The sequence below is a fragment of the Mesorhizobium sp. SARCC-RB16n genome, assembly GCF_008520305.1.
Classification (GTDB): domain Bacteria; phylum Pseudomonadota; class Alphaproteobacteria; order Rhizobiales; family Rhizobiaceae; genus Mesorhizobium.
On record NZ_ML703264.1, the window covers coordinates 437,840 to 459,870 of the forward strand.

The 22,031-nt window shown below is 63.7% G+C and carries 21 protein-coding genes; 11 read left to right on the plus strand and 10 right to left on the minus strand.

From position 1 onward, the window contains the following. Positions 1 to 54: 54 nt before the first annotated feature. Together C7I87_RS12795 and C7I87_RS12800 are read left to right on the plus strand one after the other, a co-directional pair. Positions 55 to 1,203 carry an acyl-CoA dehydrogenase family protein gene (locus C7I87_RS12795; RefSeq protein WP_149904540.1) on the plus strand — a complete coding sequence of 383 codons (1,149 nt, stop codon included), beginning with the start codon at positions 55 to 57 and terminating at the stop codon, positions 1,201 to 1,203. A 76-nt stretch (positions 1,204 to 1,279) separates the two neighbouring features. Next, positions 1,280 to 1,675, plus strand: coding sequence for a RidA family protein (locus tag C7I87_RS12800; protein ID WP_027142129.1), 396 nt, complete (start codon positions 1,280 to 1,282; stop codon positions 1,673 to 1,675). A gap of 23 nt (positions 1,676 to 1,698) precedes the next feature. Here the strand turns inward: C7I87_RS12800 and C7I87_RS12805 are convergent, their stop codons facing one another. Further along, positions 1,699 to 2,790, minus strand: a complete 1,092-nt coding sequence (locus C7I87_RS12805; protein WP_149904541.1) for an LLM class flavin-dependent oxidoreductase — start codon at positions 2,788 to 2,790, stop codon at positions 1,699 to 1,701. Between the two features lie 121 nt (positions 2,791 to 2,911). Here C7I87_RS12805 and C7I87_RS12810 point away from each other — a divergent pair, with 121 nt between their 5' ends. The 4 genes from C7I87_RS12810 (at position 2,912) to C7I87_RS12825 (ending at position 7,038) form a co-directional block, all read left to right on the plus strand. Further along, positions 2,912 to 3,721 carry an HpcH/HpaI aldolase family protein gene (locus C7I87_RS12810; RefSeq protein ID WP_149904599.1) on the plus strand — a complete coding sequence of 270 codons (810 nt, stop codon included), beginning with the start codon at positions 2,912 to 2,914 and terminating at the stop codon, positions 3,719 to 3,721. A 389-nt stretch (positions 3,722 to 4,110) separates the two neighbouring features. After that, positions 4,111 to 4,908 (plus strand): ABC transporter substrate-binding protein, encoded by a 798-nt coding sequence (locus tag C7I87_RS12815; protein ID WP_149904542.1) that lies wholly within the window; start codon positions 4,111 to 4,113, stop codon positions 4,906 to 4,908. A gap of 162 nt (positions 4,909 to 5,070) precedes the next feature. Next, on the plus strand, positions 5,071 to 5,745 hold the full coding sequence (locus tag C7I87_RS12820; protein ID WP_149904543.1) for an amino acid ABC transporter permease: 675 nt from the start codon (positions 5,071 to 5,073) through the stop codon (positions 5,743 to 5,745). 81 nt (positions 5,746 to 5,826) lie between these two features. Beyond that, positions 5,827 to 7,038, plus strand: a complete 1,212-nt coding sequence (locus tag C7I87_RS12825) for a cysteine desulfurase-like protein (RefSeq protein WP_246696264.1) — start codon at positions 5,827 to 5,829, stop codon at positions 7,036 to 7,038. Between the two features lie 26 nt (positions 7,039 to 7,064). Here C7I87_RS12825 and C7I87_RS12830 read toward each other — a convergent pair whose 3' ends face one another. The 5 genes from C7I87_RS12830 to C7I87_RS12850 form a co-directional block, all read right to left on the minus strand. Continuing rightward, the gene (locus tag C7I87_RS12830; RefSeq protein WP_127278113.1) at positions 7,065 to 7,895 is read right to left on the minus strand and encodes a dipeptide ABC transporter ATP-binding protein; all 831 of its coding nucleotides are present in this window, start codon (positions 7,893 to 7,895) and stop codon (positions 7,065 to 7,067) included. Continuing rightward, positions 7,892 to 8,749 carry an ABC transporter ATP-binding protein gene (locus tag C7I87_RS12835; RefSeq protein ID WP_149904545.1) on the minus strand — a complete coding sequence of 286 codons (858 nt, stop codon included), beginning with the start codon at positions 8,747 to 8,749 and terminating at the stop codon, positions 7,892 to 7,894. Before C7I87_RS12835 ends, C7I87_RS12830 begins: the two co-directional genes overlap by 4 nt. A gap of 2 nt (positions 8,750 to 8,751) precedes the next feature. Further along, entirely contained in the window at positions 8,752 to 9,606 is an 855-nt protein-coding gene (locus C7I87_RS12840) for an ABC transporter permease subunit (protein ID WP_188393830.1), read from the minus strand. A gap of 70 nt (positions 9,607 to 9,676) precedes the next feature. Continuing rightward, the gene (locus C7I87_RS12845) at positions 9,677 to 10,684 is read right to left on the minus strand and encodes an ABC transporter permease subunit (RefSeq protein WP_149904547.1); all 1,008 of its coding nucleotides are present in this window, start codon (positions 10,682 to 10,684) and stop codon (positions 9,677 to 9,679) included. Positions 10,685 to 10,734: 50 nt separating this feature from the next. Then, positions 10,735 to 12,327, minus strand: coding sequence for an ABC transporter substrate-binding protein (locus C7I87_RS12850; RefSeq protein WP_149904548.1), 1,593 nt, complete (start codon positions 12,325 to 12,327; stop codon positions 10,735 to 10,737). Between the two features lie 67 nt (positions 12,328 to 12,394). Here C7I87_RS12850 and C7I87_RS12855 point away from each other — a divergent pair, with 67 nt between their 5' ends. The 3 genes from C7I87_RS12855 (at position 12,395) to C7I87_RS12865 (ending at position 15,550) form a co-directional block, all read left to right on the plus strand. Beyond that, positions 12,395 to 12,682 (plus strand): hypothetical protein, encoded by a 288-nt coding sequence (locus tag C7I87_RS12855; RefSeq protein WP_149904549.1) that lies wholly within the window; start codon positions 12,395 to 12,397, stop codon positions 12,680 to 12,682. Positions 12,683 to 12,794: 112 nt separating this feature from the next. Next, a complete protein-coding gene (locus C7I87_RS12860) occupies positions 12,795 to 14,810 on the plus strand; it encodes a long-chain-fatty-acid--CoA ligase (protein WP_149904550.1) in 2,016 nt (671 codons plus the stop codon). After that, positions 14,810 to 15,550: a class I SAM-dependent methyltransferase gene (locus tag C7I87_RS12865; RefSeq protein ID WP_373424682.1), complete on the plus strand. Its 741-nt coding sequence runs from the start codon at positions 14,810 to 14,812 to the stop codon at positions 15,548 to 15,550. The genes C7I87_RS12860 and C7I87_RS12865 overlap by 1 nt, the downstream gene beginning before the upstream one ends. On the opposite strand, the gene C7I87_RS12870 is transcribed toward C7I87_RS12865, so the two are convergent. The 3 genes from C7I87_RS12870 to C7I87_RS12880 form a co-directional block, all read right to left on the minus strand. Continuing rightward, positions 15,534 to 16,256, minus strand: coding sequence for an HAD family hydrolase (locus tag C7I87_RS12870; RefSeq protein ID WP_149904551.1), 723 nt, complete (start codon positions 16,254 to 16,256; stop codon positions 15,534 to 15,536). The two genes, C7I87_RS12865 and C7I87_RS12870, sit on opposite strands and share 17 nt — an antisense overlap. A 5-nt stretch (positions 16,257 to 16,261) precedes the next feature. Next, entirely contained in the window at positions 16,262 to 17,905 is a 1,644-nt protein-coding gene (pgi, locus tag C7I87_RS12875) for a glucose-6-phosphate isomerase (RefSeq protein WP_149904552.1), read from the minus strand. A gap of 96 nt (positions 17,906 to 18,001) precedes the next feature. Then, the gene (locus tag C7I87_RS12880; RefSeq protein WP_149904553.1) at positions 18,002 to 18,202 is read right to left on the minus strand and encodes a hypothetical protein; all 201 of its coding nucleotides are present in this window, start codon (positions 18,200 to 18,202) and stop codon (positions 18,002 to 18,004) included. Between the two features lie 5 nt (positions 18,203 to 18,207). Between C7I87_RS12880 and C7I87_RS12885 the strand changes: the two genes are divergently transcribed. Together C7I87_RS12885 and C7I87_RS12890 are read left to right on the plus strand one after the other, a co-directional pair. After that, positions 18,208 to 19,701 carry a MocR-like pyridoxine biosynthesis transcription factor PdxR gene (locus tag C7I87_RS12885; protein ID WP_015314107.1) on the plus strand — a complete coding sequence of 498 codons (1,494 nt, stop codon included), beginning with the start codon at positions 18,208 to 18,210 and terminating at the stop codon, positions 19,699 to 19,701. A 175-nt stretch (positions 19,702 to 19,876) separates the two neighbouring features. Further along, positions 19,877 to 21,466, plus strand: coding sequence for a trimethylamine methyltransferase family protein (locus C7I87_RS12890; RefSeq protein WP_149904554.1), 1,590 nt, complete (start codon positions 19,877 to 19,879; stop codon positions 21,464 to 21,466). Positions 21,467 to 21,486: 20 nt separating this feature from the next. Here C7I87_RS12890 and C7I87_RS12895 read toward each other — a convergent pair whose 3' ends face one another. Beyond that, on the minus strand, positions 21,487 to 21,885 hold the full coding sequence (locus C7I87_RS12895; RefSeq protein WP_149904555.1) for a hypothetical protein: 399 nt from the start codon (positions 21,883 to 21,885) through the stop codon (positions 21,487 to 21,489). Positions 21,886 to 22,031 lie beyond the last annotated feature (146 nt).

Sequence of the window (22,031 nt, forward strand, 5' to 3'; positions counted from 1 at the left end):
GGCAGGACAGAGGGGGGCGCCGTAGAGCACTAACCTTGTACCGCGGAGGCACCCATGCCTGACCGCTCCTTCCTCAACTGGCCGTTCTTCGAGAATCGCCATCGCGAACTCGCCGAACAGCTCGACGCATGGTGCGCGAAAAACCTCCCCGTCGACCACCATGACGTCGACGCCGCCTGCCGCGAGCTGGTGGCGAAGCTCGGCAAGGACGGCTGGCTGAAGCCGACGGCACTCGACACCGACAATCCCGGACCGCTCGACGTACGCACGCTGTGCATCACGCGCGAGACGCTGGCGCGCCATGACGGGCTGGCCGACTTCGCCTTCGCCATGCAGGGGCTTGGCACAGGGGCGCTCAGCCTGTTCGGCACGCCGGGCCAGCAGCAATGGCTGGCAAAGACGCGCGCCGGCAAGGCGATCGCCGCCTTCGCTCTGTCGGAGCCGCGCTCCGGATCGGACGTCACCAACACCGAAATGACGGCGACCCGCGATGGCGACAGCTACATTCTCGCGGGCGAGAAGACCTGGATCTCCAATGGCGGCATCGCCGACCTCTATGTCGTCTTTGCCCGCACGGGCGAGGCGCCCGGCGCCAAGGGGCTTTCCGCCTTCATCGTGCCTGGAGACGCCACTGGTCTTGGCATCGCCGAACGGCTCGAAGTCATCGCGCCGCATCCGCTGGCGCGGCTTTCGTTCGACCAGGTCCACGTGCCCACCTCGGCGCTGATCGGCAAGCCGGGCGACGGTTTCCGCATCGCCATGTCGGTGCTCGACGTGTTCCGCTCGACCGTCGGCGCGGCGGCGCTCGGCTTTGCCCGCCGGGCGCTCGATGAAAGCATCAACAGAGTGGCCGAGCGAAAATTGTTTGGCGCGCCGATGGCCGAATTGCAGATGGTGCAGGGCCACATCGCCGATATGGCGCTCGATATCGATGCGGCGGCGCTGCTGGTCTACCGCGCCGCCTGGACCAAGGACATGGGCGCCGCCCGGGTGACACGCGAGGCGGCGATGGCCAAGCTGTTTGCCACCGACAAGGCGCAGGAGGTCATCGACAAAGCGGTGCAGTTGCATGGCGGCGACGGGGTCCGCAAAGGCCACATCGTCGAGAGCCTGTATCGCGAAATCCGCGCGCTGCGCATTTATGAGGGTGCGTCGGACGTGCAGAAAGTGGTGATCGCGCGGCAAGTGATGGGCGCGGCCTGAACAGGTCGCGACCTGGGACTGGATTGTTTTCGACACGGATATTGCGGGCCCGATATTGGATAGGCGGAGAGACGACATGCACGAGATCCTGCAGCCGGAAGGCTGGGCAAAACCGGTCGGCTACGCCAATGGTGTCGCGGCGCGCGGCAGGCTCGTCTTCGTCGGCGGACAGGTCGGCTGGAACGGGCAATGCCAGTTCGAGACCGACGATTTCGCCGGTCAGGTGCGGCAAACGCTCCAGAACATCGTCGCGGTGCTGGCGGAGGCCGGCGCGGAGCCACGACATATCACCTCGATGACCTGGTATTTTACCGACAAGGCCGAATATCTCGGTAACCTCAAGGGAATCGGCGAGGCCTATCGCGAGGTGATCGGCAGGCATTTTCCAGCGATGGCCGCCATGCAGGTGGTGGCGCTGGTGGAGGACCGCGCCAAGGTGGAGATCCAGGCGACCGCCGTCGTTCCGGAATAAAGAATTCGTCTCCCCGGAATAGTTTATTCGCGAAGCCCGGCCTGCCTCAGCAGCGGCAGCACCTGATCGCAGAAATAGGGCAATTCCCTGGTGTAGTTGACGAAGGACAGCGCGATGCCCTGGTAGCCGTGCGCGGCAATGGCGGCCATCTCGGCGGCGATCGTCTGCGGCGTTCCGACCAGCGGATAGGTCCCGGCGCCGCCGGCGAAACGCTGGCGGTAGCGGTCATAGGCATGCGGGTCGTGCGACTGCGAGAATTCCTTCTTGCCGGCCATGTGGGCATCGACCGCCTCGTGATCGGCCAGATCGACGGAATATCTGTCATAGTAGGCCTGCGCCTCTTCCATGGTCGGGCGGCAGACGACATGCGCCACGGTGTAGACGCCGACCTCGCGGCCAACCTTGTCGGCCCGCTCCCCGATGTCGGCGACATGCTTGCCGGCATCGCCCATCTCGGAAAAGGTCGTGAACAGGTAGTCGCAATGGGCCGCAGCGAAATCGCGGCCCGGGCCGCCGAAAGCGGCGTTCATCGTCACCGGACGCGGAACCTGCACGCTGGCCGGCCGGCTGACCGCCTCCTTCAGATGATAATAGGTACCTTCATAGTCGAGCGGCTCCGCCGATGCGTAGAGCTTCTCCAAGATTTCGATCCATTCGGCCGCCTGGTCGTAACCCTTCTCGACCAGCGGCGTGCCGAACATGCCGAATTCCTTCGGGTTCCAGCCGCAGACGATGTTGAGGCCGGCACGGCCCTGGCTGATGTGGTCGACTGTCGCCAGCGCCTTGGCGGCATAGAGCGGATGCACCAGCGGCACGTGCACGGTCATGAACAGGCCGATCCGGTCGGTGGCCACGCCGAGCGCCGCCGCCCAGGTGAAGGTCTCGAACGACCGCTCGCGCACCTTGTTGCGGCCGCCAAAGCCACGCCAGCGAGCGATCGGCAACAGGAACTCCAGCCCGGCGCGGTCGGCGAGCTGCGCGGCCGTCAGATTGTCCTGCCAGCTCGCCGTCCAGCGTTCCGGCACATCCGATATGGCAAGGCCACCATCGGCGTTGGTCGAGAAAACGCCAAGCTTCAGTTTGTTGGAGCCGTGCAACGGATGTGCTTTGTTCATGTCGCGACCTCCCGGCGAAGATCGCACGCTACGGCTCCGCGAAAATATTTCAAGCATGAAATAGCTTCGCCTCGCGCCGGTTTGCCGATATGAATTTGGCGGGATGAAAAAAGGGATCGGCATGAGCGAGTTCCGCCAGAAGTGCATCGGCAAGGCCAACCTCGTCGGCTCCTTTGCAGCCATTCCTCACCCCGTCGCGGTCGAAGTGTTGGCGCTGTCCGGCCTCGACTTTCTCTGCATCGACTGGGAGCATGCCCAGATCTCGCGCGACATAATCGAAACCATGGTGCGCGCCGCCGATGTCCATCGTATGCCGGCGATGGTGCGCGTTCCCGGCCATGCGCCCGAAGCCATCCAGGCGGCATTGGACAGCGGCGCGCAAGGCGTTCTAGTGCCCCGCGTCTCGACACCGGCACAGGCGGCGATGGCGGTGAAAGCGTCCCGCTATCCGCCACTGGGCGAGCGTGGCGTTGGACCTGGCCGTGCGGCTGGTTATGGCTATCGCATTCCGGAATATCTGGCCGGCGCCAATGACAGGATCGTCGTGGCGGTTCAGGTCGAGACCTCGGAAGGATTGGCCAACATCGAGGCGATCGCCGCCGTCGATGGTATCGACGTGATCTTCGTCGGCCCCGGCGACCTCTCCGTGTCGATCGATGCGGTCGGACCGAAGGGCGCCGACAAGCTCGCGGATGCGATCCGCAGGATCATCGGCGTGACGATCGCGCACGGCAAGACCTCCGGCATATTTTGCGCCAGCCCGCAGACCGTCGGCCAATGGGCAGCCGTCGGCGCCGGCTTTTTCGTCCTGGCCAGCGACACGATGTTTCTCGGCGCGGGCGCAGCAGCCAATTATGCCGCCGCGCGAGCCGAACTGGCGGGGGACGACTCGCGCCAGCGCCCGTTCGAGCAAGCCAAGAAATTTCTTTAAACTTAAAACTTTTCCTTGAAAAGCGCCGTGCTTTGGGTAAGCATTCGAGATCGATGGCGGCTGTCGGGCTGGAGGGCTTTCCGGGCGGCTCATCGTGGTGCTCCGGGTGGAAGGGGTTTCAGTCCTTGTCGTTTGTGCTGCCCCAGTCAACGTCCGGCACGCGCTATGCTTTCGATGGTGCGCGAGCACAGATCCGCGACCTGCAAACCGAGAACATCGCCAACCTTTCGCGCGTGAATGCGTATGCGACCGCGACAAAATCGCGGCCGCGCTCGAGCGCGTCATCGCCATCATGAATTGACGCCCCGCTGGGAGGCGGGACGGCAAGAAAACCGTGCGGACCAGCCGCCCGATCAACAACCAGAGGGAACACCCCAGAGGGACCACCAATGAACCTGACCCGTCGCAATCTCATCCTTTTCGCCGCGGCAATCGGCATCGCCACCGGACCGGCAGCCGCCTATGCCGCCGATGTGCTCAATGTCGGCGCCTACCCGACCAACCCGCCCTTCGAATACAAGAACGAGAGCGGCACCTTCGAGGGTTTTGAGGTCGACATCGTCAACGAGGCGGCCAAGCGCGTCGGCATGACCACCGACATCGCCGATCTCGGCTTCCAGGCGCTGTTCGCCGCCACCACCTCGAAGCGCATCGATGTCGCCATCTCCTCGATCACGATCACACCGGAGCGGCTGAAGTCGCAGTCCTTCACCCAGCCCTACTATGATTCCGACATGGGCATCGCCACCAAGACCGACAGTGCGGTCAACGCCGAGGCCGACCTCAAGGGCAAGATCGTCGGCGTGCTCTCGGGCTCGACCGGCGAGACCTGGGTCAAGGCGCACCAGGAAGCCGACGGCTTCAGCGACGTGAAGGGCTATGACACGCAGCAGAACCTGCTGCTCGACCTCAGCGCCGGCCGCATCGACGCTGCCGTCAGCGACATTCCGGGCATGCAGTACTCCTTCACCAAGATGAAGGACCTGACGGTCAAGCAGCGCATCAAGACGGGCGAGCAGTACGGCCTGATGATGACCAAGGATCATCCGCTGCTCGGCAAGCTCAACGACGCGCTGACGGCAATGAAGAAGGACGGCACGCTGGCCGCTATCCACAAGAAGTGGTTCGGTAGCGACGCGCCGGCCGATTCCTCGACCGTCAAGGAAATGCCGCTGCCCAAGGCCTGAGCGGCGGCCGACAGACGGAAGGCGTGCCGGTTCCAGAAGGGTCGGCACGTCCCGTTTCACGCATAACCTTCCTGGGACCAGCATCCGTTCGGCAAAGCCGATCTTGATATTCCGGGTCGGGCTCCGGCGTCAGATGACGCAACACCGTTCGGGAATGCTCCGATGTCGCTGATCGACACTTTCTTCAATGCCGACGTCATCGCGTCGAGCCTGCCGGCGCTGCTGCGCGGCTTCCTGAACACGCTGCTGCTTGGCCTGCTCAGCATCGGCATCGGCATTCCCATCGGCCTGGTGATCAGCCTGTTGCGGCTCTACGCGCCGAAGCCGCTGCGCTGGCTCGCGGTCGGCTACACCGACATCTTCCGCGCCTTGCCGGTCCTCGTCGTGCTGATCCTGATCTACTATGCGCTGCCGTTCCTCGGCATACGCCTGTCGTCCTGGGCTTCGGCGGTCACCGCGTTCGCCATCATCATGTCGGCCTATTCGGCCGAAGTGTTCCGCTCCGGGATAGAGAGCATTCCGCGCGGCCAGTTCGAGGCCTCGCAGGCGCTTGGCCTGCCGTTCCTTTTGACCTTGCGCAAGGTGGTGCTGCCGCAGGCGGTGCGCGTCGTCATCCCGCCGATGACCAGCAACTGCGTCTCGATGTTCAAGGACACGTCGCTGGCCTCGACCGTGGCGCTGCCGGAGTTGCTGAAGGAAGCAACCAACGCGCAGTCGCTCTACGCCAACCCCTCGCCGCTGATCGGCGCGGCACTGGTCTATCTCATCTTCCTTTGGCCGATGGTTCGTCTCGTCAGCCTGCTTGAAGCTCGCTTCAAGGACGAGAAAAACCGCTAGCCACCCCCACAAGCACTTCAGGAGATACCCTTGAGCAATCCCCAGGCCACCGGCGGCTTCCCCGTCGACACCATCCGCGCCATGTTCCCTGCCTTGCAGCGGGCCGGCGATTTCATCTTCATGGACAACGCCGCCGGGGCACAGATCCCACAGAACGTGCTCGACGCGGTGACCAACCATCTGGTTGCGCACAATGTGCAGCGCGGCGGTCGCTATAGCCGCAGTGTCACCGTCGACCAGTCGGTCGCCGATGCCCGTGAGAGCGTCGCCGTGCTGGTCAATGCCTACAGCCCGGCGGAAATCTGCTTCGGCATGAACGCCACCTCCTTCATCCGCCTCGTCAGCATCGGCATCGCCCAGATGCTGCAGGAGCGCGACGAGATCGTCATCACCGACATGGACCATGATGCCAACATCGCCACGTGGCTGGCGCTGGAATCCGCCGGCGCCAAATTCAAGTGGTGGCGCATGCGCGAGGACGGCAATCTGCATGTCGACGACCTCAAGCCGCTGGTTTCGGACCGCACCCGTCTCGTCGCCTGCACGGTGACGGCGCATTCGATCGGCTCGATCGTCGATGTCGCCTCGGTGGCTAAAATCGCGCATGCGGCCGGCGCCGAAGTGTTCCTCGACTGCGTGCATTACGGGCCGCATGGACTGATCGACGTGCAGGCCTGGGATTGCGACTATCTCGTCTGTTCCGGCTACAAGAATTTTTCGCCGCATATGGGCTTCCTGTGGGGCCGCTTCGAAACACTGAAGCGGCTGCCCACCTTCCGCGAGGATTTCATTCCGGACGAGCCGCCCTACAAGGTCGAAGCCGGCACCTTCATCTACGAGAACGTGTCGGGCATGGATGCCGCCGTGCAGTATCTCGAACTGATCGGCCGCAATCTCGCGCCGTCCAACAACCGCTCGCGGCGCGAAAACATCGTCGCCGGCATGGGCGCTATCCGCGACTATGAACTGGTTCTGGCGCGCGAAATGATGGGCGTACTGAAAGACAACGGCGCGACCATCTACGGCGTCGCCGACGAAGCTCGCATCAACGAGCGCGTGCCGACCTTCTGCTTCAACATCGGCAAGCTGTCGCCGCAGCGGATCGTCGAGGAAATGGCCGAGATGCAGATCGGCATCCGCGACGGTCACATGTATGCGCCACGGCTGATGAAACGTCTCAACCTGTCGATGGACAGCGGCGCCGTCCGCGCCTCGCTGGTCCACTACAACACCGTCGAGGAAATTCACAAGTTCGGCGAGACGCTGCGCGCCATCATCGCCAAGCTGTCGTAACCGGATGGGCCGTGCCTGACCTCCGGTCAGGCCGCCTTCTTCTTCGCCAGCCTCGCTTTAATGCTGGCGACGTCGGCGCGCGGCGTCGCGGCAAACAGCGTCCTGGTGTAGCTGTGCTTGGGGTCCGAGAAGACCTCGTCGCGCGAGCCGTATTCGACGGCCTCGCCGAAATACATCACCATCACATCGTCGGCGATGTAGCGCACGACGGAGAGATCGTGGCTGATGAAGACATAGGTCAGCTGGAACTCATCCTGCAGGTCGGCGAGCAGGTTGAGCACCTGCGCCTGCACCGAGAGATCGAGCGCCGAAACCGGCTCGTCGAGCACCAGCAGGCTCGGGTTGAGCATCAGCGCACGAGCAATGGCGATGCGCTGGCGCTGGCCGCCCGAGAACATGTGTGGATAGCGGTTGTAGTGCTCGTGACCGAGGCCGACCTTCTTCAGCATCTTCATGGCGAGGTCCCGCCGCTCGGCGGCCGGCTTGTCGGTGTTGATCAGCAGCGGCTCTCCAAGCACGTCGCCGATCTTCTGGCGCGGATTGAGCGACCCGTAGGGGTTCTGAAAGACGATCTGCACCTTGCGGCGCATCTCCTTCGTCAATCCGCCCTTGGCGATATCGACCTTGTTGCCGTCGATGAACAGTTCGCCCGACGTCGCGGGATCGATCAAGGTGATGATGCGGGCGAGCGTGGACTTGCCGCAGCCGCTTTCGCCGACGATGGCGAGCGTCTTGCCCTTGTCCACCGTGAAGGAGACGCCCTTGACCGCATGCACGGTGCGCGGTCCGGTGAACAGGCCACCGCCGATATGGTAGTCGCGAACGATGTTCTTGCCTTCGAGAACCGTGGTGCTCATGCCGAGGCTCCCGCCACCGAGGGCGCCGGCTCGAACAGCATGTCGGAAACGGTCGGCAGTCGGTCACCGACGGCGTTTTCCGGCAGCGCCGACAGCAGCGCGCGTGTGTAGTTGCTCTTCGGCGATTCAAACAGCGACAGCACGTCGGCCTCTTCCATCTTGCGGCCCTTGTACTGGACGATGACGCGGTCGGCGGTCTCGGCCACCACACCCATATTGTGGGTGATCATGATCAGGCCCATGCCGTATTTGGCCTGCAGCGAGACGAGCAGATCGAGGATCTGCTTCTGGATGGTGACATCGAGCGCGGTCGTCGGCTCGTCGGCGATGAGCAGCTTCGGATTGCAGGCGATGGCGATGGCGATCATGACGCGCTGGCACTGACCGCCCGACATCTGGTGCGGAAACGAGCTCAGCCGGTCTTCCGGATCGGCGATGCCGACCAGCTTCATCAACTCGATGGCGCGCGCCCGGCGCTGGGCGCGGTCCATGCCCATGTGGAAGCGCAGCACCTCCTCGATCTGGAAGCCGACCGTGAAGCACGGGTTGAGGCTGGCGATCGGCTCCTGGAAGATCATCGAGATGTCCTTGCCGACGATCTTGCGCCGTTCGGACGGGCTGAGCTTCAACAGGTCGACGCCGTCGAAGGCCATGCGGTCGGCCTTGACTGTCGCGGTGTTGGGCAAAAGCCCCATGACCGCCAGCATCGACACCGACTTGCCGGAGCCGGACTCGCCGACGATCGCCAGCACCTCGCGCGGCTCGATCGAAAGGTCGATGCCTTGCACGGCCATGAACGGCCCGGCGGCGGTGTCGAAGGAAACGGTGAGGTTTTTGATCTCGAGCAGGGACATGCTCACGACCTCTTCAGCTTGGGGTCGAGGGCGTCGCGCAGGCCGTCGCCGATCAGGTTGATGGCAAAGACGGTGATCAGGATGGCGAGGCCGGGGAAGGTCACCACCCACCAGGCGCGCAGGATGAACTCGCGCGCTTCGGCGAGCATCGTGCCCCATTCAGGTGTCGGCGGCTGCGCGCCCATGCCGAGGAAACCGAGGGCAGCGGCTTCGAGAATGGCGTTGGAGAAGGAGAGCGTCGCCTGCACGATCAGCGGGGCGATGCAGTTGGGCAGGATGGTGACCAGCATCAGCCTGACATGGCTGGCGCCGGCGACCTTGGCCGAGACCACATATTCGCGGGTCTTTTCCGCCATCACCGCGGCGCGGGTGAGGCGGGCGAAGTGCGGCTGCAGCACGAAGGCGATGGCGATCATGGCGTTGACGAGGCCGGGGCCAAGCACCGCGACCAGCACCAGCGCGAGCAGCAGCGACGGGAAGGCAAGGATGATGTCCATGATGCGCATGATCAGCGTGTCGACCCAGCCGCGGCAGTAGCCGGCGAGCAGGCCGAGGATGACGCCCGAGATCAGCGCGGTGGTGACGACGACGAAGCCGATGGCGAGCGAGAAGCGCGAGCCATAGATCAGCCGCGAAAGCATGTCGCGGCCGACGGCGTCGGTGCCGAGCAGGAACTGCGCGTTGCCGCCCGCCTGCCAGGCCGGCGGCGTCAGGAAGAAGTCGCGGAACTGATCGTCCGGCGAATGCGGCGCGAGCAGCGGCGCGAAGATGGCGATCAGGATCAGCAGGGCGAAGACGAAGAGGCCGATCACCGCGCCCTTGTTGATGGAGAAATAGTGCCAGAACTCGGCGAACATCTGCAGGCGGGCGTCCTGCGGCTTGACGACGGTCGCGGCTTCGATTGTGGCTGGGCCTTCATTGGTCATGTCAATTCGCCCGGATGCGCGGGTTGATGACGGCGTAGAGCACGTCGACGATAAGGTTCACCGACATGACGATCAGCGCGATCAAAAGCAACCCGCCCTGCACGGTGAAATAGTCGCGCTTGGAAATGGCGTCGATCATCCATTTGCCGATGCCCGGCCAGGAAAAGATGCTCTCGGTCAAGATGGCGCCGGTGAGCAGCGTACCGACCTGCAGGCCGATGGTGGTGACGACCGGGATCAGCGCGTTGCGGAAGGCATGCAGGCCGATGACGCGGCGCGGCGCCAGGCCCTTGGCGCGCGCGGTACGCACATAGTCCTCGCCCAGCACTTCGAGCATGGCCGAGCGCGTCTGCCTGGCGATGACCGCCAGCGGAATGGTGCCGAGCACGATGGTGGGCAGGATGAGGTGCGATACCGCCGAGCGGAAGGCGCCCTTCTGGCCCGAGATCAGGGAATCGATGGTCATGAAGCCGGTGACCGGCTTGAAGAAATAGAGAAGGTCGATGCGGCCCGAGACGGGCGTCCAGTGCAGCGTACCGGAGAAGACGATGATGAGCAGCAGGCCCCACCAGAAGATGGGCATGGAATAGCCGGCGAGCGCGGTACCCATTGTCAGCTGGTCGAACCACGAGCCACGGCGGATTGCGGCGAAAATGCCGAAGGCGACGCCGAAGATGACGGCGAAGATCATGGCGAAGACGGCGAGTTCGACCGTCGCTGGGAACCGCACCAGGAAATCCCTGAGCACCGGCGTCTTGGTTGAAAACGAAGTGCCGAAATCACCGCTGAGGATGTTGGTCAGATAGGTCAGATATTGTTGCCAGATCGGCTGGTCGAAACCGAACTGGTGCATCAGCGCCGTGTGACGTTCGGGCGACAGGCCACGTTCGCCCGCAAGCACCAGCACCGGATCACCGGGCAGGATGCGCACGAAGCCGAAAGCGAGGATGGTTATCCCGATGAAGGTCGGGATGATGAGGGCGAGCTTGCCGAGGATATAACGCAGCATGGCGGGCGAGGTGGGGCGGCACCTTGTGGCGCCGCCCCGTTTCGCGAACCTTATTCGGCGATATCGACGCCGTCAAAGCGGTGGATGCCGAGCGGATCCATCGCAAAGCCGGAGACGGTCTTCTGCATCGGCATGAACACCTTGGAGTGGGCGAGCGTTGCCCACGGTGCCTGCTCCTTGAAGATGACCTGTGCCTGTTCGTAGAGCTTGGTGCGCTCGGCCTGATCGGAAACCGTCTTGGCCTTGTTGATGAGCGCATCGAAGTCCTTGTTGCACCATTCCGCGCGGTTGTTCGAACCGACGGACGCGCAGCTCAGGAGAACGCCGAGGAAGTTGTCCGGATCGCCATTGTCGCCGGTCCAGCCGACGATGACGGCGCCGTCGTGATCGACCGCCGATGCGCGCTTGAGGTATTCACCCCAATCGTAGCTGACGATGTTGACGGTGACGCCGACCTTGGCGAAGTCGGCCTGGATCAGCTCGGCGGTGCGGCGCGCGTTCGGCATGTAAGGACGCGACACGGGCATGGCCCAGACGTTCATCTTGAGGTCCTTGACGCCGGCCTCTTCAAGCATCTTCTTGGCCGCGTCCGGATCGTATGGATCGTCCTTCACTGCCTTGTTGTAGGACCACATGGTCGGCGGGATCGGGTTGATCGCCACCTGGCCTGCGCCCTGGAACACGGCGTCGATGATGGCCTTCTTGTTGATGGCCATGTTGAGCGCCTTGCGGACACGGACATCATCGAACGGCTTCTGCTGGGTGTTGTACATCAACGCGCCAACGTTGAGGCCTTCCTGCTCCGCGACCGTCAGGTTCGGATCAGCCTGCAGGCCTTTAATATCGGCCGGCGCCGGGTAGGACATGATGTTGCATTCGCCGGCCTTCAGCTTCTGCGCGCGAACCGCCGGATCGGTGGTGATGGCGAAGACCAGATCGTCGATCTTCTGCTTGCCGCCCCAATAGTCCGGGTTGGCCTTATAGCGGATTGCGGCGTCGGTCTGGTAGTCGACGAAGATGAACGGGCCGGTGCCGACCGGCTTCTGGTTGAACAGTTCAGGCGTCTTGTCGGCCTGCAGCTTGTCGGCATATTCCTTCGAGACGATCGAGGCGAAATCCATGCCCAGCGTCGGGATGAAGGTGATCGCCGGCTCCTTGAGGGTGAACTTCACGGTCAGGTCGTCGACCTTCTCGACCTTGGTGATGTTGTCGCCGAACTGGTCATTGTAATACTGGTAGGCAATGCCCGGTATGTACTGGAACCAGGGGCCGTTCTTGTCGACCTGGCGCTGGAACGAGAACACCACGTCGTCGGCGTTCAGGTCGCGCGTCGGGGTGAAATAGTCTGTGGGCGCGAACTTGACGCCCTTGCGCAGCTTGAAAGTATATTCCTTGCCGTCATCGGAAATCGTCCAGCTGTCAGCAAGGCCGGGCGAGACCGAGGTCTTGCCGTGATCGAATTCGACGAGGCGGTTGAAAACGGTACGCGAGGACGCATCGAACGTCTGTCCCGCAGTGTACGGCGCCGGATCGAAACCTTCCGGCGACGCCTCCGCGCAATAGACCAGAGTTTTCGCGTTGGCCACGCCTCCCAGGACGCTTGCAGCCAGCAACGCGGCTGCAAAAGTCAATTTCTTCTTCATTGAGCACTCCCTGATGTTCTGCCAAGCCCCTCTATCAGGCTCGCGAGCGCGCATATAAGCACCGTTTTTGCGGCTTTGGAACACCCCGTTTGCTTACCCCGCGGGAAGCAGGAAAAAAATCCGCGATTCCGCTAAATGGCAGAAAAAATTAGCAGTTTTTTCTATTCACGATATTATTAACGACCGCATTTTTTTATTGATCCGACGGCCGGCGACGGGGGGTGCCGCGCGCCGCCTTCAACAGGCCATCGATGCGGAAAGATACCGGTTCGAGGTGCTGCCGACGGGAAAGATTTTCGGCGGCAAATCTTTCGGCGTCTTGCCGCAAGGGCAAGACTTGCACCGCCGCCGATAGAGGCAATACATAGATGACAACTGGCGGCAGCGGAGGACGTCTCCATCGATCCGGGGGCGGTGCGGCACAGGCCAACGAGAAACAGGCGACCAGGGTTGTCGAGGAGGAACGGGTGGCAAAAGCATCTAAGGCGCCAATGAAAGCGCCGGCCAAGGCGATCTCGAAACCAGCCGCCGGCACCGATGGGCAAGACAAGGCTGCGGGCAAGGCCGCAGCCGCGAAAGCGGCGGCCAAACCCGCCAAGAATACCCCCACGGCAAAAGCAGCGGCCAGCGCCGGGACCGGCAAGAAGCCGGCGACGAAAGCCGCGCCGCCAAAGGCGTCCGCGTCCAAAGGGCCGAGCAAGGCCGCGACGACGAAGAGCTCGCCACCACCAGCAAAGACGGCACCGGTCTCGAAGCCGGCGGCTGCAACCAGCCACCGGCTGCCGAAGGCGCTCACCGAACTCACCGCCGGCCTGCCGCAAAAGCCATGGCTCAACAGCTATCCCAAGAACATGCCGGCCGAGATCGGCGCCCTTCCCTACGGTTCCATCGGCGACTTCCTCGTTGGCGCCTGCAAGCAGTTCGCCGGTCAGCCGGCTTTCACTTGCATGGGCAAGTCCATCACCTACGCTGAACTCGAACAGCTTTCGGCGGCCTTCGGTGCCTATCTGCAATCCACCGGATTGCAGAAGGGCGCGCGCGTCGCCCTGATGATGCCGAACGTGCTGCAGTATCCCGTGGCGATGATGGCGGTCGCCCGCGGCGGCTTCACGGTGGTGAACGTCAATCCGCTCTACACGCCGCGCGAACTGGAGCATCAGCTCAAGGATTCCGGGGCGCAGGCCATCGTCATACTCGAAAACTTCGCCAACACCTTGCAGGCGGTCGTCGCCAGGACCTCGGTCAAGCATGTCATAGTCGCCGCCATGGGCGACATGCTCGGCGGGCTGAAGGGCTCGATCGTCAATCTGGTGGTGCGCCGCGTCAAGAAGATGGTGCCGGCCTGGTCATTGCCCGGCCATGTGAAGTTCAATGCGGCCCTGAAGGCTGGTCGCGGCATGGCTTTCAAGCCTGCGACGGTGGCCGCCAGTGATGTCGCCTTCCTGCAATATACAGGCGGCACCACAGGAATCTCGAAAGGCGCCACCCTCCTGCACAGCAATGTGCTGGCCAATGTCGCGCAGAATTCGCTTTGGCTGCAGGACGCCTACACGGTCAAGCCGAAGCCAGCCCATCTCAACCTCGTCTGCGCACTGCCGCTCTACCATATCTTTGCGCTGACGGTGAATGCGCTGATGGGCATGCAGATGGGCGGCCAGAACATACTGATCCCCAATCCGCGCGACATTCCCGGCTTCGTCAAGGAAATGGGCAAATATCCGATCCATATCTTTCCGGGCCTCAACACGCTGTTCAACGCGCTCTTGAACAATGAGGACTTCCGCAAGCTCGACTTCAAGCCGCTGCTTCTGACCCTGGGCGGCGGCATGGCGGTCCAGAAGGGCGTCGCCGAGCGTTGGAAGGCGCTGACCGGTTGTCCCGTCAGCGAAGGCTATGGCCTTTCGGAGACCTCACCGGTGGCGACGGCCAACAAGTTCAGTTCCGGTGAGTTCACCGGCACTATCGGCCTGCCGCTGCCCTCGACCGAAATCGCCATCCGCGACGACGACGGCAACAACGTGCCGCTGGGCGAGGTCGGCGAGATCTGCATCAGGGGACCGCAGGTGATGGCCGGCTACTGGAACCGGACGGACGAGACCGCCAAGGTGATGACCGAGGACGGCTTCTTCAAGTCGGGCGACATGGGCTTCATGGACGAGCGCGGCTACACAAAGATCGTCGACCGCAAGAAGGACATGATCCTCGTCTCCGGTTTCAACGTCTATCCGAACGAACTCGAGGAGGTCGTGGCGGCACATCCCGGCGTGCTCGAAGTGGCGGCGATCGGCGTGCCGGACGAGCATTCGGGCGAAGTGCCGAAGCTGTTCATCGTCAAGAAGGATCCGGCGCTGACCGCCGAAGCCATCACCGCCTTTTGCCGCGAGAACCTGACCGGCTACAAGCGGCCCAGATACATCGAGTTCAGGACCGAATTGCCGAAGACGCCGGTCGGCAAGATCCTGCGCCGGGCTTTGCGCGAATAGTGGGTCTCGCCGACGACGATGCGCCGGACCGGCGCCTCCGCCTCGACCCGGCAGTGTTCATCAAGGCGAATATGCGCCTTGTCCCGGTACCAGCGCTTCCCGAAATCCAGCTTTACACCGCTCACCCGGGCAGCGGATTGAGGCGCCTCGTCGACCCTGAAGACGATGGCGCTACGGACGATGAAGCGCCGGATCCGCAGCCGCCCTACTGGGCCTATGCGTGGGCCGGCGGCGCGGTGCTGGCGCGCTATGTCCTCGACCATCCGAAGATCGTGGCCGGCCGCCGCGTGCTCGACCTCGGAGCCGGCTCCGGCCTTGTCGGCATTGCGGCCGCGAAGGCCGGCGCCAGCACGGTGATCGCCGCCGAGATCGACCGCAATGGTGTTGCGGCGATCGGCCTCAATGCGGCGGCGAACGGCGTCGCGATTACGGTCGTCGGGGACGACATCACCACGGGGCCACCGCCCGCCGTGCACCTGGTGCTCGCGGGCGACGTGTTCTACGGGCAGGAAGTCACGTTGGTGGTACTGCCTTTCCTTGACCGATGCCTCGCCGCCGGCATCGAAGTCCTGGTCGGCGATCCGGGCCGGGCCTATCTGCCGCGATCGCGGCTGCGGCTGCTTGCCGAATACAAGGTGCCGGACTTCGGCGAGGCGAAAGACGCCACGCTGAAACCGAGTGCTGTCTTTCGCCTCGAGACCGAACAGTCCCCCGCCTTGCCGATCAGACCGTCTCTTTGACCCGTGCCGATAGGAAATCCGGCAGATCGGCAACCGAATCCAGGATGACGTCGGCGATCTCGGCCAGCGACTCGCGCGTGCCGGTGCCGGAGAGCACGCCGACCGCGAGGCCGCAGCCGCCGGCGCGCGCCATTTCGAGATCGTGCCGGTTGTCGCCGACCATGGCGATCTCGCTTGGCTTCAGGCCGGTAAGGTCGCAAAAGGCCTGGATCGTGTCCGGGGCCGGCTTGGGATTGGCGACGGCGTCATATCCGTAAGCGGCGACAAACAGTTGCGCCACGCCGAGCGTGACCAAGGTCTTCTCCGCGCCGCTGGTCGAATCGTTGGTGGCTATGCCAAGCCGGTAGGATCGCTTGTGCAGCAGAGCCAGCGTGTCAACGATATCGGGCAGCGCCACCGCCATCGCCGAGCCCTGCACCGAGGTGATCTCGTTGAAGCGGGCGACGGCCAGCATCTGGTCCTCGTTGGAGAGGCGCGGAAACCACAGTTCGACGACGTCGAGATTGGTGCCGGAGGCAAAGATGGAGTCAGGCTTGAAGCGGCGGTTGGCAAAATCGAAACCGGCGGCCGCGAGCAGCCTGTCGGCCTTCCAGCGATCGCCGTCGGCTGCGTCCATGGCCATGAAATCGGCGACGCCGAGCCAGGTCGCGTTGAAGTCGACAAGTGTCCCGTCCTTGTCGAACAATATCCCCTTTATGTCTGCCAAACTTTTCACTCCGAACCACGCAATTGGTGGATGTATCCCACAAGGCCAGCGGTCGATGCGTCGCGCTTGGCGGCACTTTCCTTGCCTTCGACGACAGGCAGCAGGCCGGTGGCCAGTTCCTTGCCGAGCTCGACGCCCCACTGGTCGAAGGAATTGATGTTGAACAGCGTTCCCTCGACGAAGACGCGGTGCTCGTAGAGCGCGATCAGCCGGCCGAAGGTGCGCGGGTCGAGCTTGCGGTAGAGGATGGTCACCGAGGGCCGGTTGCCGGAGAAGACACGATGCGGCGCGATCCGGTCGACATCGGCAGGCTTCATGCCCTTGGCCAGCATCTGCGCGCGCGCCTCTTCCAGCGTACGGCCCTTCATCAAGGCTTCCGACTGCGCCAGGCAGTTGGCGAGCAGCAGGTCATGCTGGTGCTTGAGGTCGGGCTCGTGGCCGACGGCGGCGGCGAGGAACTCGACCGGGATCAAATCGGTGCCCTGGTGCAGCAACTGGAAGAAGGCGTGCTGGCCGTTGGTGCCTGGCTCGCCCCAGACCAGCGGCCCGGTCGGCGTCGCCACCGGCGTGCCGTCAAGCGTGACGCTCTTGCCGTTCGATTCCATGTCGAGCTGCTGCAGATAGGCCGGCAGCCTGGACAGGCGCTGGTCGTAGGGGATGACCGCGCGGGCCGGATAGCCGCAGATCACGCGGTGCCACCAGCCGACAAGCCCCAGAAGTGTAGGCAGGTTCTTCGGGAGTGGCGCGGTGCGGAAATGCTCGTCCATTTCGTGCGCGCCATCGAGAAAAGCGCGGAAATTCCGTGGGCCGACGGCGATCATGACCGGCAGGCCTATCGCGCCCCAGAGAGAATAGCGGCCGCCGACCCAGTCCCAGAAGCCGAAGACACGATCCTGCTCGATGCCGAACTTGGCCACCAGGTCGAGCGCGGTCGAGACGGCGGCGAAATGCTTGCCCACGGCCTCCTTGCCGAGCGCCTTCTGCACCCAGTCGCGCGCCGTCTGCGCATTGGTCATCGTCTCGACCGTTGTGAAGGTCTTGGACGCGATGATGAACAGCGTGGTTTCGGCGGACAGCCCCTTCAGCGTGTCGTGGATATGGGCGCCGTCGATGTTGGAGACATAGTGCGCGCGCGGTCCGTCATGATAGGGAGCGAGGGCCAGCGTCGCCATGGCCGGGCCAAGGTCCGAGCCGCCGATGCCGATGTTGACGATGTCGGTGATCTTCTTGCCGGTGGCCCCTGTTGCCTTGCCGGAGCGGATGGCATCGGCGAAGGCGCCCATCGCGTCGAGCACGGAAATGACATCGGCCTTGACGTCCTGGCCGTCGACCGTGACGCCCTTGCCGCTGAGGTTGCGCAGTGCCGTGTGCAGCACGGCGCGGTCTTCGGTGACGTTGATCTTCTTGCCGGCGAACATGGCGGTGCGGCGGCCTTCGAGATCGGCGGCGGCGGCCAGTTTTTCCAGCAGATCCATGGTGGTCGCGTCGACGGCGCATTTCGACCAGTCGAGCAACATCTCGTTGTCCGTGGCCGAGAATGTCGCGAACCGCCGCGGATCTGAGGCAAAGGCCTGGCGCATGCTGGCGGGCGCCGCAGCGCGATGATCGCGCAGGGCGGCAAGCTGTTTCTGGAAGGCTGACTGATCCACTGGCGGGGACTCCTGTCGTTTTGGACGCACCATATCAGACCGGATGTTTCCGGCGCGTGTCGTCGCGCCGAAACTATTGAGCCGAATTCCATCCGGTCAATACGCGGCGATGACGCAGCGCATCACGATGCGATGACACAATGTATTGAGCAGGGAGGTAGCAGCGCGTTGGTTCGGGCCTGAAGGATCACTGGCATAAATCCCAAAGATCAGAAAAATTGATTGGCGCAACCCCTTGTGCCACGGGTACGTTCGGCTGGTCCAGCCAAGCGAAAAAAGCTGGCCATCGAGGAACATCTTCCATGCCACAGAGAAACGACACGGCGATATGGTCCGGCCTGTTCCGGATTTCGGCCGAATCCGGCCAGACCCTGCAGGCGCAGATCCGCCAAGCCATCGTGGCCGCCATTCTCGACCGCCAGATCGCCGCTTCGATGCCGCTTCCTTCCTGCCGTATCCTGGCCGAAAAACTCGGTGTGGCGCGCGGGACCGTGGTGCTGGCCTTCCAGCAGCTCGTCGACCAGGGTTTTCTAGTGGCGCGCGAGCGGCGCGGCCATTTCGTCAATCCCGACGTGCTGGCGACACCCGCCAAGCCGCACCAGAAGGCACCCGACCAGGCCAACGAGATCGACTGGAAGGCGCGCCGGCAGATCGCCGCAAGCGACATGCCGCCGCCGGCCAAGCACGAGAACTGGATCAAGTCGTCCTATCCCTTCGTCTACGGCCAGTTCGACCCGGCACTGTTCCCGACCGCCGAGTGGCGTGAGTGCAACCGCATGGCGCTGGCCGTGCTGGAGATCCGCAACTGGGCGTCCGACATGGTCGACCGCGACGACCCGCTGCTGATCGAGCAGATCCAGGCGCGGCTGCTGCCCAGGCGCGGCATCTTCGCCAATCCGGATGAAATCATCGTCACGCTGGGCGCACAGAATGCGCTCTACATGCTCGCCTCGCTGCTGATGACCAAGGGCTCCAAGGTGGCGATGGAAGACCCGGGCTACCCCGACGCGCGCTCGATCTTCCGCCTTGCGGGCGCCGACATCGAGCCGGTGCCGGTCGACCAGTCCGGCATCGTAACCTCTTCTATTCCCAATGATTCCGGCTTCGTCTTCGTCACGCCCAGCCATCATTGCCCGACCATGGTGCCCCTGTCGGCGGAACGGCGGCAGGATCTTCTGGCGCGCGCCAACCGGCACAACCAGATCATCATCGAGGACGGCTATGACAGCCAGCTGCTCGACGAGGCGCCGCAGCAGGCGCTGAAGAGCCTCGACCGCTCCGGCCGTGTCGTCTATGTCGGCTCGATGTCGAAGACACTGGCCCCCGGCCTGCGGCTTGGCTACATCGTGGCCTCGGCTGGACTAATTGCCGAACTCAGGGCACTGCGCCGCTTCATGCTGCGCCATCCGCCGGCAAACAACCAGCGCGCCGTGGCGCTGTTCCTGTCGCTCGGCCATCACGAAGCGCTGGTGCGGCGGCTGTCGAGCGCCTTCGACGAGCGGCGCAAGCGCCTGGTCCATGCGATTTCGGCTTTCCTCCCGGAGTGGCGCTCGACCGATTCGGCCGGCGGCACGTCGCTGTGGCTGGAAGGGCCACGCGGCACCGATTCCCGCGGTCTGGCCGAAGCCGCAGCCTCGCGCAGCGTCATCATCGAGCCGGGCGACCGCTTCTTCGACCGCACCGAAAAGCCGTCGCGTTTCATGCGCTTGGGTATTTCCTCGATCGCGCTGCAGCACATCGAGCCCGGCATCCGGGAGCTGGCCACCGCAGCCGGCCGCAGGCCCGCAGCCGCCTGATCCCCTCTCCCTGGAGCCGCCAGCAGCGGCTCCGGCTCCTTCTGGCTTATGCAACCGGACCGGCTGGCTCATAGGCTGTGCCAATGTCGGCGGCATAGTCGTGGCACAAAGGGGAAGAAGCAGCCGATGGTGGATCAACCGCCGCGCTGTTTCTCAGCAAAGGTGGAGTGCTTCCATGTCTGTGGTTCTTGAAAAGCAGGAAGCGGCGGCGGATCAACGCTCACGCCGCTCCGGCGGACGCGAAGCGCGCCGCGCCATGCGGGCAGCGCCATTGGCCGACGACATCAAGCCGGTTCGCGCCGGCCTTGAAGGCGGCAGCTACGGACCGCTCAAGGGCAATGATCGCGAGCGCATCCACGAGGCGGTGCTGACGCTTCTGGAAACAGTCGGCTTCGCCAATGCCATCCCTTCCTGCATCGAGGCGCTGACCAAGGCCGGCGCCAGCTATGGCGACGATGGCCGCATCCGGTTTCCACGCGCGCTGGTGCTCGAGACGATCAAGAAGGCGGCACGGAATTTCACCTTGCACGGCCAGGATCCCAAACACGACATGGTGATCCAGGGCAAGCGCGTGCACTACGGCACGGCAGGCGCCGCGGTTCATCTGGTCGATGTCGAAAAGCGCGAATACCGCGAATCGCTGTTGCAGGATATCTATGACGCCGCCCGCATCGTCGAAGGGCTGGACAACATCCATTTCTTCCAGCGGCCGATGGTGCCGCGCGACATTCCCGATCCGCTCGAGATGGACTTCAATACGCTCTATGCCTGCGTGATGGGCACGTCCAAGCATGTCGGCACCTCGTTCACGGTGCGCGAGAACGTGCAGCCGGCGCTCGAAATGCTCTATGCCATTGCCGGCGGCGAGGAGAATTTCCGCGCCCGGCCGTTCGTGTCGAACTCGAACTGCTTCGTCGTGCCGCCGATGAAGTTCGCCGAGGACGCCTGCGGCGTGCTCGAGGCCTGCGTCGAGGGCGGCATTCCAATCCTGCTGCTGTCGGCGGGCCAGGCCGGAGCCACGGCACCGGCGGCGATTGCCGGCGCCGTGGTCCAAGCGGTCGCCGAAGTGCTGGCCGGCCTGGTCTATGTCAACGCCATCAAACCAGGGCATCCGGCGATCTTCGGCACCTGGCCGTTTGTGTCGGATCTGCGCACAGGGGCCATGTCGGGCGGCTCTGCCGAGCAGGCCGTGTTGACCGCGGCCTGCGCCCAGATGGCGCAATATTACGACCTGCCGGGCGGTTCGGCCGCCGGCATGACGGATTCGAAGCTGCCCGACATCCAGTCCGGCTATGAAAAGGGCATCACCGACGTGATGGCAGGCCTTGCGGGGCTTAACCTCGTCTATGAATCGGCCGGCATGCATGCCTCGCTGCTCGGCTTCTGCCTGGAGAGCCTGATCATCGACAACGACATGCTCGGCCATTGCCTGCGCTGCGTGCGCGGGATCGAGGTGACCGACGAAGCGCTGTCGATCGACACCATCGCCGATGTCTGCCTGAAAGGCCCGGGGCACTATCTCGGCAACGAGCAGACGTTGCGGCTGATGCAGACGGAATATTTCTATCCCGCCGTCGGCGACCGGTTTTCGCCGAAGGAATGGAACGAAAAGGGGCGGCCCGACATCTTGCAACGGGCAATCATCGAGAAGAAGCGTGTCCTTGCCGAGCGCTTTCCGCGCCATGTGCCGAAGCTGCTCGACGACAAGCTGCGCGCCCGCTTCGGCGACATGATCAAGCTGCCGCGCGGCGGCATGGGCGGGTAGCCCGCTCCCCGTCAAGCGATTTAGTCGGCGACCAGTCCGTAGCGTTCGACGACCTCGGCGTTGATCAGCTTGGCGTGCAGCGCCATTAGCACGATCTGCGCATCGAAGCTGTCGCCGGTTTCGAGAGCCGCCTCGATCCGGCGCTCTGCGTCGAGCCGCTGCAGCAAGCCTTGCGAACGTTCGAAGGTTTCCGGTCCGGCGATGCAGTAGCTGAACAGGTTCGCCACCTGCGCATAGGCCTGCGGCGGCGGCTCCTCAGGCCAGTGGTCCTTCATCAGATTGACGATGGTGAGTTTCACCCCTTCGGGCACAAGGGCGGGATGCAGGTCGGCGCCGCGCAAGGCGGCATCGAGCTGCCGCAAATCACCCGAGCGGCCGAACATGCCGAGAAAGCCGAGGGACGAGCGTCGCTGCGCCATGATGTTCCAATCCGTTTCCAACCAGTTAGGTGGTTCGGAAGCGGAATACAAAGGAGCCGGAATATCTACAGCATGTCGCGGCGAATAGGATTCGCCCGACCTTCTGTAAGCTTCTGATTTTATGCATGTCGTTATCCCGGAACCGA